Annotated in this window: 13 protein-coding genes; 9 read left to right on the top strand and 4 right to left on the bottom strand. The window is 53.1% G+C overall.

Features of this window, described 5'->3' with window-relative positions; all coding sequences use genetic code 11:
* The first annotated feature begins 75 nt into the window (after positions 1-75).
* From ACYQ8U_RS19455 to ACYQ8U_RS19430, 6 genes are all read left to right on the top strand, one after another.
* Positions 76-1,284, top strand: a complete 1,209-nt coding sequence (locus ACYQ8U_RS19455) for an NADH:ubiquinone reductase (Na(+)-transporting) subunit B (protein ID WP_459947232.1) — start codon at positions 76-78, stop codon at positions 1,282-1,284.
* The gene (locus ACYQ8U_RS19450; RefSeq protein WP_459947231.1) at positions 1,277-2,059 is read left to right on the top strand and encodes a Na(+)-translocating NADH-quinone reductase subunit C; all 783 of its coding nucleotides are present in this window, start codon (positions 1,277-1,279) and stop codon (positions 2,057-2,059) included. Before ACYQ8U_RS19455 ends, ACYQ8U_RS19450 begins: the two co-directional genes overlap by 8 nt.
* Entirely contained in the window at positions 2,052-2,675 is a 624-nt protein-coding gene (locus ACYQ8U_RS19445; RefSeq protein ID WP_459947230.1) for an NADH:ubiquinone reductase (Na(+)-transporting) subunit D, read from the top strand. Before ACYQ8U_RS19450 ends, ACYQ8U_RS19445 begins: the two co-directional genes overlap by 8 nt.
* Entirely contained in the window at positions 2,675-3,283 is a 609-nt protein-coding gene (gene nqrE / locus ACYQ8U_RS19440; RefSeq protein WP_459947229.1) for an NADH:ubiquinone reductase (Na(+)-transporting) subunit E, read from the top strand. The genes ACYQ8U_RS19445 and nqrE overlap by 1 nt, the downstream gene beginning before the upstream one ends.
* 65 nt (positions 3,284-3,348) lie before the next feature.
* Positions 3,349-4,569: an NADH:ubiquinone reductase (Na(+)-transporting) subunit F gene (gene nqrF, locus ACYQ8U_RS19435; protein WP_459947228.1), complete on the top strand. Its 1,221-nt coding sequence runs from the start codon at positions 3,349-3,351 to the stop codon at positions 4,567-4,569.
* Positions 4,570-4,593: 24 nt separating this feature from the next.
* Positions 4,594-4,821 (top strand): hypothetical protein, encoded by a 228-nt coding sequence (locus ACYQ8U_RS19430; protein ID WP_459947227.1) that lies wholly within the window; start codon positions 4,594-4,596, stop codon positions 4,819-4,821.
* A gap of 132 nt (positions 4,822-4,953) precedes the next feature.
* Here the strand turns inward: ACYQ8U_RS19430 and prfB are convergent.
* The 3 genes from prfB to ACYQ8U_RS19415 all read right to left on the bottom strand — a co-directional run bounded on the left by prfB (position 4,954) and on the right by ACYQ8U_RS19415 (position 8,625).
* Positions 4,954-6,064, bottom strand: a protein-coding gene (prfB, locus tag ACYQ8U_RS19425) for a peptide chain release factor 2 (RefSeq protein WP_459947226.1) whose coding sequence is annotated in 2 segments (ribosomal slippage) — positions 4,954-5,979 and positions 5,981-6,064 — 1,110 coding nt in all. Because the reading frame shifts where the segments join, the coding sequence is not laid out codon by codon here.
* 132 nt (positions 6,065-6,196) lie between these two features.
* Positions 6,197-7,747, bottom strand: coding sequence for an apolipoprotein N-acyltransferase (lnt, locus tag ACYQ8U_RS19420; RefSeq protein WP_459947225.1), 1,551 nt, complete (start codon positions 7,745-7,747; stop codon positions 6,197-6,199).
* A 5-nt stretch (positions 7,748-7,752) separates the two neighbouring features.
* Complete coding sequence (locus ACYQ8U_RS19415) at positions 7,753-8,625, bottom strand: hemolysin family protein (RefSeq protein ID WP_459947224.1); 873 nt, start codon at positions 8,623-8,625, stop codon at positions 7,753-7,755.
* A 501-nt stretch (positions 8,626-9,126) separates the two neighbouring features.
* Here ACYQ8U_RS19415 and ACYQ8U_RS19410 point away from each other — a divergent pair.
* The 3 genes from ACYQ8U_RS19410 (at position 9,127) to ACYQ8U_RS19400 (ending at position 13,359) form a co-directional block, all read left to right on the top strand.
* Entirely contained in the window at positions 9,127-10,530 is a 1,404-nt protein-coding gene (locus tag ACYQ8U_RS19410; protein ID WP_459947223.1) for a biotin carboxylase N-terminal domain-containing protein, read from the top strand.
* A 20-nt stretch (positions 10,531-10,550) separates the two neighbouring features.
* Positions 10,551-12,830 (top strand): carboxyl transferase domain-containing protein, encoded by a 2,280-nt coding sequence (locus ACYQ8U_RS19405; RefSeq protein ID WP_459947222.1) that lies wholly within the window; start codon positions 10,551-10,553, stop codon positions 12,828-12,830.
* A gap of 85 nt (positions 12,831-12,915) precedes the next feature.
* On the top strand, positions 12,916-13,359 hold the full coding sequence (locus ACYQ8U_RS19400) for a phosphate-starvation-inducible PsiE family protein (protein ID WP_459947221.1): 444 nt from the start codon (positions 12,916-12,918) through the stop codon (positions 13,357-13,359).
* Positions 13,360-13,481: 122 nt separating this feature from the next.
* Here ACYQ8U_RS19400 and ACYQ8U_RS19395 read toward each other — a convergent pair whose 3' ends face one another.
* A complete protein-coding gene (locus tag ACYQ8U_RS19395) occupies positions 13,482-13,631 on the bottom strand; it encodes a DUF3096 domain-containing protein (RefSeq protein WP_459947220.1) in 150 nt (49 codons plus the stop codon).
* Positions 13,632-13,713: the final 82 nt, after the last annotated feature.

Genomic DNA, 13,713 nt, shown 5'->3' with positions numbered 1-13,713 from the left:
CAGGACTCCATGCGGCAATATTCTTCAGGAGGCTGTCCGAGTGACAACACATTTTAACCAGGTGATAGACGACAGATGAAATTCTTAAGCAAAATCATGCTGCAGGCAGGACGATATTTTGAAAAAGACGGCCCCCTCGCCCGCTGGTACCCCCTCTATGAAGCCTTTGATTCCTTCCTCTTCGGCTCCAACCAAAAGACGAAAATAGCCCCGCATATCAGGGATTCGATCGACCTGAAGCGGATCATGACTACGGTACTGATATCGCTTTTGCCCTGTACCCTGATGGCCATGTGGAATACCGGCTACCAGGCGAATATGGTGATCGAGGCGATGGGCCTTGCCGGACCGGATGGCTGGCGGGGGGCGATCATGTCCCTTGTCGGCTACGATCCGTCCAGTCTGCTGTCTAATTTTCTCCACGGCGCCCTCTACTTTCTGCCGATTTATATCGTCACCATGGCGGTTGGTTCCTTCTGGGAAGGGGTTTTCAACCTGGTTCGCGGCCATGAATTTTCCGAGGCGTTTTTAGTCACCGGCTTGCTCTTTACCCTGACTCTGCCGGCCACCATTCCCCTCTGGCAAGTGGCCGTGGGGGTCAGTTTCGGGCTGATATTTGCCAAAGAGGTCTTTGGCGGCGTGGGCCGCAATTTCATAAACCCGGCCCTGGCCTCCCGGGCCTTTATCTACTTTGCCTATCCGGCCCAGATGACCGGTGATATGATCTGGACCGCCGTCGACGGCGTCTCCGGGGCAACTGCCCTCGCCCAGTTTGCCGTGGCGCAACCAGGCCAGCTCATGGCATCGATAAATGTCACCTGGGCCCAGTCCTTTCTCGGCACCATCTCCGGCTCCATGGGCGAGACATCAACTCTGGCCTGTCTGATCGGTGCGGCTATTCTCCTGATAACCCGGATTGCCCCCTGGCGGGTCATGGCCTCGACCCTTCTTGGCGCCATGATCTGTGCGTCGTTCTATTATTTCTCCGGCAGCGACAGCAATCTCCTGTGGGCAATCCCGCCCCACTGGCATCTGGTCCTCGGCGGCTTCGCTTTTGGCTTGGTTTTCATGGCCACCGACCCGGTTTCCGCCGCCCATACGCACCCTGGCCAGTGGATGTACGGCCTGCTGGTCGGGATACTGGCCATCATGATCCGAGTGTCCAATCCCGCCTTCCCCGAAGGGGTGATGCTGGCCATTATCCTGGGTAATATCTTTGCTCCGCTTTTCGACTACTTTGTTATCCAGGCCAACATAAAGAGAAGGATGCTGCGACATGGCTGAAGAAAATGCTCTTAAACCCTTTTATTCCGTGCTGGTGTTAGCCTTTGTCTGCTCGGCTCTGGTCGCCGGCGCCGCAGTCGGGCTGCGTCCGCTGCAGGAAACCAACCGGATCCTCGACCGCCAAAAAAATATTCTCTATGCGGCCGAGCTTTTCGAAGAAGGAAAAACCATTGCAGAGATGTTTGCCCCCATCGAGACGAGAATAGTCGAGCTGGCCAGCGGAAAATTTGTCCCGCAAGAGACAATCGACCCGGAATCGTACAAGCAGCTGAAAGCGGCCCTGTCCGATGACACCGGCCGACAGTTAACCAAGGAAGAGGACATCGCCAAAATTCGCTATCAGGAAAAGTATTCCCTCGTCTATCTGGTCAAAGAGGGGCAGACAATCAAACAGATCATCCTGCCGGTACGCGGCAAGGGTCTCTGGTCGACCATGTATGCCTATGTTGCCCTCGACAGCGACCTGACAACCATCCGCGGCGTGTCTTTTTATGAACATGGAGAAACGCCCGGTCTCGGCGGGGAGATTGAAAATCGTCGCTGGCAGGAGCAGTGGCAGGGCAAACAGCTCTATGACGACAGCGGCCGGGTGGCCCTGCAATTCGTCAAGGGCAAGGCAGCCGACGAGGAACCGGCCATCTCCCACCAGATCGACGGACTCTCCGGCGCAACCCTGACGACCAACGGCGTCAACAACCTTATGGAATTCTGGTTTGGCGACCACGGGTTCAAACCTTTTTTTGACCAATTGAAGAAGGAAAATGCCAATGGCTGAAACAAAAACCGAGCTGCTCACCCTGTCCATATTTAAGCGCAACCCGATCGCCCTGCTGGTGCTCGGCATCTGCTCGGCTCTGGCGACCACCGGCCAGATGACCACGGCCTTCGTCATGTCGATCTGCGTTACCCTGGTAGTCGGCTTTTCCAGCCTGACCATCAGCATTGTCCGTTTCCAGATACCGAACAGTGTGCGCATCGGTTTACAGATCATGGTCATCGCCACCCTGGTCATTCTGGTCGATCAGATCCTCAAGGCCTACTATTTTGAACTGTCGAAACAGCTGTCAATCTATGTCGGCCTGATCATCACCAACTGCATCGTCATGGGCCGGGCCGAAGGTTTTGCCATGTCCAATCCACCGATTGCCAGCTTTGTCGACGGCATCGGCAACGGCCTCGGTTACGGCTTCATTCTCATGTCGGTGGCCTTTGTTCGGGAACTTTTCGGGTCGGGAAGCCTGTTCGGCATGGAAATTCTGCCCTTGACCACCAACGGCGGCTGGTACCTGCGCAATGGTCTTCTGGTCCTGCCGGCCAGCGCTTTTTTCCTCATCGCCTTGCTGATCTGGCTCCTGCGAACCATTGATCCCAACCAACAGGAGAAAGACTGATGTCCCACTATCTCGATATAATAATCCGTTCGATCTTTCTGGAGAACCTGCCGCTCAGCTTTTTTCTCGGCATGTGCACCTTTCTGGCCATCTCCAAGCAGGTGAAAACCGCCATTGGCCTTGGCGCCGCGGTGCTGTTTATCCAGGTGATAACCGTGCCCATCAATAATTTAATTCTCACCTACGTCCTCAAACCGGGGGCCCTGGCCTGGGCCGGGCAGCCGGATCTGGATCTCAGCTTTCTCGGGCTGCTCACCTACATCGCCATTATCGCCGCGGTGGTCCAGATTCTGGAAATGTTCCTCGATCGGTTTATCCCGGCGCTGTATAACACCTTGGGTATTTTTCTGCCCCTTTTGACGGTCAACTGCGCCATCTTCGGCGGTACGCTCTTTATGGTTGAACGGGATTACACCTTTGGTGAATCCGTCGCCTACGGTTTCGGTTCGGGCGCAGGTTTTTTTCTCGCAGTCGTCTGTCTCGGAGGCATCAGGGAAAGGCTGGAATACGCCGATCCACCGGCGGGCCTGAAAGGACTTGGCCTGACCTTTATCTCGGCCGGCCTGATGGCCATCGCCTTCATGGGATTGGCGGGAATGGAAATGTGACAGGATCTGCAGTCCAGGCAGGCACAACAGGGGAACAAACGGTGAAATGATGGGAGTATCGGATAATGACTGAAATATATTACGGGGTGAGCTGTTTTCTGGCTATTCAGTTCGTGCTGGTGACCATTATCGTCATCGCGAAAAGGACCCTGCTGCCCAGCGGTGAAATTACCATCAATATTAACGAGGAAAAGACCTTCCAGGCCAAGCCGGGCGGGAAACTGCTGACCACCCTCTCCGAAAAGGGGATTATCCTCTCCTCCGCCTGTGGAGGTGGGGGGAGCTGCGGCCAGTGCCGCTGCATCGTCAAGGAAGGCGGCGGCGCCATCCTGCCCACGGAAAAAGGCAAGATCAACAATCGCGACGCCAAACGGGGCGTGCGCCTCGCCTGCCAGGTGGCGGTAAAAAGAGACCTGCGTATTGAAATCCCCCCGGAAATGCTTGAAGCCAAAAAATGGCACGGCAAGGTTATCTCAAACAACAATGTCGCCACCTTTATCAAGGAACTGGTGATCGGCCTGCCGGAAGGCGATAGTGTCGACTTCAAGGCCGGTGGTTTTATCCAGATCGAAGTTCCACCCCATACCCTGGAATACCAGAACTTTGACATCGACGAACGGTTTCTTGCCGACTGGACGAAATTCAAGATGTTTCAGTATAAATCCCATGTCTATAATCCGGTGACCAGGGCCTACTCCATGGCCAATTATCCGGGAGAGAAAGGCATCATCAAGTTGAATGTGCGTATCGCCAGTCCTCCACCCGGTAAGGCCGCACTCCCCCCCGGCCAGGTGTCTTCCTATATCTTCAATCTCCAGCCGGGCGATGAAGTGACCATCAGCGGCCCCTTCGGCGAATTCTTCATGGATGACAGCGACTCAGAAATCATCCTGATCGGCGGGGGTGCCGGAATGGCGCCGCTGCGCAGTCATGTCTTTGACCTTTTCAAGGGGAAAAAAACCAGGCGCAAGGTCTCATTCTGGTACGGCGGCAGAAGCCTGAAGGAGGTCTTTTATACCGATCAATTCAAGAAAATTGAGGACAACAACGAGAACTTCTCCTTCCACCTGGCGCTGTCCGACCCTCAGCCGGAGGACAACTGGACCGGACACACCGGCTTTATTCATAATGTGCTGTATGACCAGTACCTGAAAGATCACCCGGCGCCGGAGGATGTCAATTACTATATATGCGGTCCGCCCATGATGAACCAGGCTGTTTTCGACATGCTCGACAGGCTTGGCGTGGAACAAGAAAATATTCACTGCGATGACTTTGGCGGATAAGCTCAGAGTGCTTATGGTTCCTACATGACAATTTTCATTCTGACACTGGCCATTACCTTTTCTCTTCTGCTGCTCACTGCGGTGCTCATCAGTTACTGCAAGAGGAGACAGAACCGCACCAGCCACGGATTGACCGGTATGTGCCACGAAAGCGGCGGCACCATGTGCGGGTGCTGCAGTTCGCAATTACTCAGTCGTTCCGCAAAAAGCGGCAAAGCGGCCGGCTGCCCGCAACCGACCAAAAAAAGATAAGGATTACACCCCTACTGCCGACGTCCTGAAATAACAGCACCGAAAAATCACAAAAGGGCCGATACATTGCTGCGTCGGCCCTTTTTTTTCCCGCGTAACCAAAAGTGATAACCTTTTAAAAACCCGAATCTTTTACTTGCCTAGAAGCAGATATGCCTTGATAAACGGATCAAGGTTGCCGTCAAGCACCGCATCGACATTGCCGGTTTCGTGATCGGTACGATGATCCTTGATCAATCGATAGGGCTGGAGGACATACGATCTGATCTGGCTGCCCCAGGAGATCCCTTTCTTGTCACCGGACAAGCCTTCGTGCTGCTCCGCCTGCTTCTGTCTTTCCAGTTCATACAGTTGGGCGGTCAGCATTTTCATGGCCGTAGCCTTGTTGCTGTGCTGCGACCGCTCATTCTGACACTGCACGACTATCCCCGTCGGCAGATGGGTTAGACGGATCACCGAATCGGTTTTATTGACATGCTGCCCCCCCGAGCCACTGGCGCGGTAGGTGTCAATACGCAGATCTTTGTCATCAATTTCCACAGTAATCGAATCATCCAGCTCGGGTAAGACCATCACCGAGGCAAAGGATGTGTGCCGACGCCCACTGGCATCAAAGGGTGAAATGCGCACCAGCCGGTGAATCCCCAGTTCGGAACGAAGGTAGCCGTAACAGTTTCTGCCCTTGAACATGATCGTCACACTTTTCGTGCCCGCCTCGTCCCCGGCCAGATAGTCGAGAATATCAGTTTTAAAACCGCGTATTTCCGCCCAGCGCAGATACATGCGCATAAGGATCTCCGCCCAGTCCTGCGCCTCGGTTCCCCCGGCCCCGGCGTGGATAGCCATGATGGCGTTATTATGGTCATGCTCCCCATCAAACATGCACTCCAGCTCGGCCAGGGCCAGCTCTTTTTCCATGGTGAAAATTTTTTCAAAAATCTCCTGCTCCAGCTCGGGATCCTTTTCCTCCATGACCATTTCGAGGAACATCTCGGTTTCCTCCGCCTCTTTCCACCGTTTCTCCCAGTCGTTGATAACCTCCTGCAGTTGACCGTGCTCTTTCTGAATGACCGTTGCCGTTTCGGCATCATTCCAGAAACCGGGGGCAAGTGTCTGCCGTTCCAGTTCCCCAAGCCGGTCTTTCTTTGCGGCTAAGTCAAAGATGCTCCTTGAGAGCGAGCAAGCGAACTTTCAGATCAACAAGTTTCTGTTTCGATACTGCCGCACCGGTTTCAATTGCCATAATTTCTACCTTAAGACTTTAATATTTTAACACAATGAGCATGCCCGCCTGAAAAGCCTGCCGACAAGTCACTTTAAATGATAACCCGAGTATAACCGATTTTTTCTGTCCCGTGAACCGTCAGAGCCATCGTCACTGCCATCGCCTGCTCACTCCGGCCGCCAGCCCACCGAAAAGTCCCAGGAGCAGACAACCAGGAGCAAACCGATAGCCATAGCGCGCCCATATCGTCAGCTCTTCCAAGAGAACCACCTCCGTTGCCGCTGCCCAGGGGACAAACAGCTCGGATTGGTGGGTAATTGTCCCCAGCGGGGTAACAAAAGCGGATATTCCGGTATTTGCCGAGCGTATCAGGCTGCGTCTGGTTTCTACCGCCCGCAGCACCGACATGGCCAGGCTGTGCCACGGGGCACTTGACTTACCATACCAGGCGTCATTCGTCAAATTAACCAGTACATTTGCCCCTGCCGCCACCCATTGACGAGAAAGCTCGGAAAAAACAGACTCAAAGCAGATGAGTACTCCGACCCGTGCCTCTCGTCGGAGCAGAGGCTGCTCAATAGTCCCGAAACTGAAATCGCCTACCGCCTCGACGAGAGGTGCAAGAAACGGGAGATATTTTTTAAGTGGGATATATTCGCCAAAGGGAACAAGATGGCTTTTGTAATATTTCCCGGCAAACGATCCGTCCGGCTGCAGGAGGAGGGCACTGTTAAAAAAATTGACCTTTCTCGCCTCCCGATCGATAATTTCATACCAGGGGGCACCGGTCAGCAGGGCGAAATCGTGTGCCGCGACAAGTTCCTGGAGCGGTCGCATATGGTCATTGGCCGGCGGATAAAAAGGCAGAGCCGTCTCCGGCCAGACGACGAGGGATGGCCGGGCCGTGACAAAGAGCGATCCGGTCTGGGCAATATACCCTGTCACGGTCGCCTGCTGCTGCGCCGGCGACCATTTGACACTCTGGTCAATGTTCCCTTGGACAACGCCTACGGTAATTCGCGATACATCACCGGCCGTAATCGTCTGCTGCACCTTGGCATATCTGGTTGTGCCATACATCGCCACAGCACCAAGCAGGAGGAAAGATGGCACAAGGATAAGCAGATACCCAGGCAGGGTGCGTCTTTTCATGACAAGCAGCAGGCCGGTATTGACAAAGACAATGACAAAGGTCACCCCGTGATGGCCGACAAGATCAGCTATCTGCAGCAGCCACGGCACCTGGTACAGCGCATACCCGAGATCCATCCAGGGAAAACCGGTAAAAAGCACACCGCGGAGCCAGTCCATACCGACCCAGAGAGCGGGCAGCAGCCACAGGGCGGCGCCGGCCGGGAAACTGAGCAGGATATAGCGGGCCGGCAAGGCAAAAAGGACAAAATAAAGACTCATGTACAGGGCGAGTAGAAACAATGCCGGCCAGGAAATGAACCAGCCCAGGCCACCATATCTGCCAAGGACGATGACTATCCAGTAGAGAAGCAGGGTAAAATGAACAAACCCGCAGATGAGCCCGGAAAAGACCGCCCCCCGCACTCCGACACGACTTACCGCGAAAAGAAAGGGGACAAGGGCGACAAAGAGCAGTGGCCGGACTTCACCACCTCCCGGGAAAGACAACCAGAGAAGCAGGCCGGTCAGAACAGATAAAAAAAAAGCGCTGCGGCGGGAAAGCACCACGACTGTTACTCTTCCTTGTGGATTTTACCGACGCGGATCATCTTGATCTGCCTGGGGGTGGCACTCTGCACCTCGAATCGATAGCCGGCAATCTCAACACTGTCACCGGTAACCGCCAGCCGTCCGAGCAGATGAATGACCAGGCCGCCCACGGATTCATAAGGGCCTTCGGGTAATTCGATATGGAAATAATCCTCGATTTTTTCTATATCAACCCAGGCGTGCACTTGAATGGTATGCTCATCGATAACTTCGATGATATGCTCGTCCTCATCGTATTCATCGTCGATCTCCCCGACAATTTCTTCCAGGATATCCTCCAGGGTGATCAGGCCGCGCACCGTGCCGAACTCATCGGTGACCATGGCCATATGCAGTTTGCGCTTTTGAAACTCGCGCAACAGATCGACAATCGGTTTTTTTTCAGAAATAAAGTAAACCGGCCGTAGATAAGCGGCAAGGTTTGGCGGATCAGCATTGGGGCGGGCACAGAGTCTGAGCAGATCCTTGGCGTGGATGGCGCCGATAACCCGGTCAGGATTTTCCCGATACACCGGGATGCGGGTAAAACCGCTTTCAATGACGATTTCAATGAGTTCCGACATCGGCGCACTCTCGTCAAACGAGACAACTTCCGCCGCCGGGGTCATAATCTCCGAAGCGTAGGTTTCGCGAAACTCGAGAATGGAATTGATCATCCTCTCTTCAAGTTGAGAGATTAAACCATGTTCCTCCCCTTCCTCGAGAAGCTCCTGGATGTCATGATCCAGATCTTCCTTTGTGCCGGGTTTTCGAAAATTGATCGCCGATAATAATTTCCTTAAGAAACCCTTTTCCTGGTCCGAGTCCTGTTCTTCAGATGTTGTGTCGCTGTTCATCGTACAGAGTGGTCGTGCGGCGTCTTTATAGCCGGCATCAGTTATGAAAAAAATCTTTACAAGACAAGAGAGGCGCTGTCTTTGACAAATAAAAGTGTTCCTAAGTAATAACATCACATGCGGAAAAATCAATCTTCTCGTGACAAATCTTCGGGATCGCAGCTGTTCAACGGACTGTTATGCTGTCAAGAAGAAAGGGACGTCTCGTCCCGGATGTGGCGTGGTTCAGAGTAAAACCAGTGCGAGATGTATAATTTTGCTTTTCTAATCGACACTGCATGACTATAGTAGCGTCGATTTCAGATGTCCTATATTCCATTGAGCGTGCATTTGCAAGAAATAACGAAAAAACAACAAATAAGCCATCATCTAGACTACCTTCTCTTTATATATACTTTTTTGTTTTCCAGGAAATACTTTCACGAAGGTAGATACGTCCCTTACCGGACATCACCAACAAGCATCCCGTTTATCGCGGGATGAGACTTTACGAGGAACAGTTTGGAAGGAAAGGTTCTCATAGCCAACCGTGGCGAAATAGCTATTCGGATCATGAATGCCTGCAAAGATCTTGATCTTGACTATGTCGTTGTCTTCACCGAAGCGGACAAGGATTCAGAACATGTGCGGCGCAATATCACCAGCGGTCCGGAGCAAAACGCCTGGCGCATCACCAGTTACACCGAACCCAATGACATCTTTGCCGTAGCCGATCATACCGGCTGTACCGCCATTCATCCGGGGTACGGTTTTTTCTCGGAAGATTTTCGTTTTGCACGGCGTGCAACCATCCGTGATCGGCCGCTCACCTTTATCGGTCCAAACTGGGAAGTGATACGGGACCTGGGCGACAAGATCAATACCAAGCGCATCGCCAATAAACTCGGTATTCCGACCATTCCCGGGACAGATGCCCCGATTTATAATGAGATGGAAGCGGAAGAGATTGCCGCAGGGCTTCTTGATGACCAGCGCCGGGCCGGAATCGACAACCCGTCGATTCTTGTCAAGGCTGCCGCCGGAGGCGGCGGCATGGGCATTGAAGAGGTTACCGAAATTGAACAATTCCGCAGAGTCTACCGGCAATTGCAGAACTACGCCAAGCGGCAGTTCGGCGATGGCGGGGTGCTTATTGAACAATGCCTGCGCGATTACAACCACCTTGAGGTGCAGCTGGTCTGTTCACGATACGGGGAACGAATCCATTTCAGTTCAAGAAACTGCACAATCCAGTCGACCGGTCGCCAGAAGCGCGTTGAAGCGGCGCCCGGTTTTCATGATTCCTGTTTCGAGTATGATTTTGACGAAAAGAAACTGCTCGATCAGATCGTCAAATACTCCCTTACCCTGGCGGATTACGTAAAATATGATAACGTCGGCACCTGGGAGTGGATCATCAGCAGATCCGGCCAACCCTACCTTCTTGAAGTGAATACCCGTATTCAGGTGGAAAACGATATCTCCGCCAGAATCAGTTATATCGGCGGGGAACATCCGAATCTCATTCGGGAGCAGATCCGCCTCGGCCTCGGCAACAGGCTCGGCTACAAGCAGAGTGCGGTAAAATTCAAGGGTGCCGCCATTGAACTGCGCATCGTCGCCGAAGATACCCGACGCGGTTTTGCGCCGTGGATCGGCACGATCACCGAATTCAAATTTCCGGAGCATCCCTGGTCCGTGGTCTATTCCCATGTCCCTGGCGACCGCCCCTACCCCATCCCCAGTGATTTTGACCCAAACCTCGCACTGGCGCTTGTCTGGGGGGATTCGATGGACGATGCAAAGATGAAAGCCGCCCGTTTTATCGACGAAACGGTTATCCGCGGCACAGATGCAAGCGGCAAACCGATTATCACCAATCTCGAATATCTTAAAAACAATCTGGATCGCCTGCTGGCTTTCTAATCCGAGAAAATAGTTTCCACATGAAAGAATTACTTAAGCAGCTTCTCAAAATAGAAGAACGGATCAACTACCTGCTCCAGATCAAGGATTACTCGAACTGGGGGAACCTCGACGGTTTCAAAAAGAACTGCGACCAGCTGAAACTCGGCATCTATGACCACACAGAAGAACAACTTTCGGCAGAGATCCGCAAGCTCAACGAATCGATCAGTTTTCTCGAAGAACGGGCGGAAGAACACCTCACCCCGATGGAGAGGGTGCGCATCGTCCGGTCTATCCAGCGGTTCACCCTGAAAGACATCCTGGAAAATGTCTACGAGGATTACACCGAGCTCGGGGGCGAGGGTGATGCCAATGTCGATCCGGCTATGATCTGTGCCAAAGCGACCATCACCAGGCGGATCAAAAACAGACCCTACACCGCCTCGGTCATGGTCATCGGCCAGGAAACCGGCCATGGCGAAGAATTCCGTAACGGAGGCTCGTGTAAACCTCAAGGCAACGAGAAGGCCCTGCGCTATATGAAGGTGGCGGAAACCGAAGGGATACCCATTCATTTTTATATCTTCACCCCCGGCTCCTACCCCGTCGAAGAAGGCTCAGGAGCGGCCCAGCAGATCGCCAGAAATATCTATGCCATGACCAAGCTGCGGGTGCCGATGATCTCGATGATCTCCGAGGGTGGCTCCGGAGGCGCCGAAGCGATCGGACTGTCCGATTACCGGATAATGGCCTCCCATGGCTACTACTCGGTTATATCGCCGGAAGGGGCGGCGGCCATTGAGGGGAAGATCCGTGAAGGTTCGAAGGTTCCCAAGGAGCTGATCGAGGTCTGCGCCGATCGGCTCAGATTGACGGCAGAGGACAACCTGAAGAACGGCACCATTGACCGGATCATCTACGAGCCGCTGCTCGGTGCACGAAGAGACGACTTCGCTTTTTTCGCCAAACTCCGTGCCGAAATGCTCCGGGCAACTGATAAAATAGTCCTGTCCACCAAGAGTTTCAGCGCCCTGCGCACCTACGAGATCAGGAGCAAAAAGCATAAACCGGCCACGGAGGAAGAGCTGCAGATGGAGATGGCCTGGGATCTCAGCAAAGATGAGATCAAAAGACTTCTCGACCTGCGCTCCAAAAAATATCTGGCCATGGGGAAAAACGGCTTCATCGGGCAGGCCGAAGCGGAAGAAGGTCTCTACAACCTGGCCAGGGTCAAAACTGAAAAAGTCTATTATACCCTGCGCTATGATATTATGAAAAATCATAGGCGCCAGGTCAACAAGGTCCTGAAAGACGTGTCGGGCGAAGGCTCGATTATGTTGAAGCGGATTACCGAACCGATCACCGCCTTCATCGACCTCTTCGGCAAGAAAAATCCCGAAAGACCACAGCGGCTACTCACCTATTCCGGGGGGACAAATCAGCCGGAAGGCAAACCACGCCGCGTCGATCCGCTGGAACTCACCGACACCTACACCAGCCCTCTGGCCAACGCGGATCGTACGGTCAGCTGTCCCAATGCCGACAAATACGGCTGCAAAGACCTGTGGATCCCCGATCTCTATGGCGGGTTCGCCGGTGTCTGCGAGACATGCGGCCATCATTTCCCGCTGGAGCACCAGTGGTATCTGAAAAATATTTTCGACCCCAACTCGATACGACAGTTCAACACGGATATATCCTCCGGCAATCCCCTCAATTACACGGGATTTACCGAAAGACTGCAACAGGCCAAGGATAAGACCGGGCGACGTTCAGGCAACATGACCTTTCATGCCAAGATAAACGGCATCAAAATCATTGTCGCGATGCTCTATTCCGACTTTCGCAACGGGACAGTGGGCTCGGCGGAAGGTGAAAAATTTGTCCAGGCCTGTGCCCTGGCCAAACGCAAAAAACGCCCGTTCCTCGCCTATATCCATACAACCGGCGGCATTCGCATCCAGGAAGGTACCTTAGGCGTCACCCAGATGCCCAAATGCACCATGGCCGTGCGCGAATATATTGACGCAGGAGGATTGTACCTGGTGGTGTACGACAACAACTCCTACGCCGGACCGGTGGCCTCCTTTCTTGGCTGTTCCCCCTACCAGTTCGCCATCAGATCAAGCCGGGTAGGCTTCGCCGGTCCCCGGGTCATCCGGGAAACCACCGGCACGGACTTACCGCCCGACTACCACTCTGCCAGAAACGCCCTGAAACGAGGGCATATACAGGGAATCTGGGATCGGCGGGAATTCAGGAGAAATCTGCACAAGGCACTGCTGACCATGGGCAGCCCCAGCCTGTACTATCGGTAAAACCACTTTACCAGGTGCCTCTGCGGCCACCGGCAGGGGCACCGTTTATTCACTGTTTATTATTATACCACCGGTAGAATGAAAAATGAAAAATGTGAGCAAAACTGATGACTTTTTTCTCTGGCTGCTGAAAAATGTCATCCACTTCTGTCTCAAGACCTTAGGTCTTCTGATGGTCGCGGTTATTCTATTTGGCGTCATCGATGTCGCCTGGACCTTGTATCAACGGCTCATCGCACCCCCGGTGTTCATATTGACCATCGGTGACATCCTGGCAACTTTCGGGGCGTTCATGGTCGTTCTCATCGCCATTGAGATTTTTCAAAACATTATTCTCTATCTCCGAGATGACGTCATCCATGTAAAAATTGTGCTTTCCACGGCACTCATGGCCATCGCCCGAAAGGTTATAATTCTCGATTACAATGAACTCGAACCACTCTATATCTTTGCCACCGGGGTGGTGCTCGTCGCCACCGGCATCACCTATTACTATGTGCACAAAATCCCTGACACCGTATCCGACTGATACTTTGCTGGTTTAAAAAAGGTACTTCCCACAATTCCGGCAAGTGCAGCAATTCCTTCCCTGAGCCTATAAATGACCATGCCGGCAGCACTGTCCAACTTTGTCGTACAAAAACAGACTTCCTAGCGGATATGAAACCCGCTCACGCCAAACAGGCCGATGAAGCCGGTAACAATCAAATAAATGGCAACGATGTAGTTGAGCAGGCGCGGGACAATTAAAATGAGAATACCGGCGATGAGCGATATCAACGGGGTTAAGGATACATTCATATTTTTCTCCTTTCTTTTTCAGGTATTTCTTCTTTATAAGCGTCGTCTTCGTTCATAATCCGCTTCCTTGTGTATTTCTAAC

The sequence above is a fragment of the Desulfocastanea catecholica genome (assembly GCF_054657295.1).
This window is presented reverse-complemented; position numbering and strand designations above follow the sequence as displayed.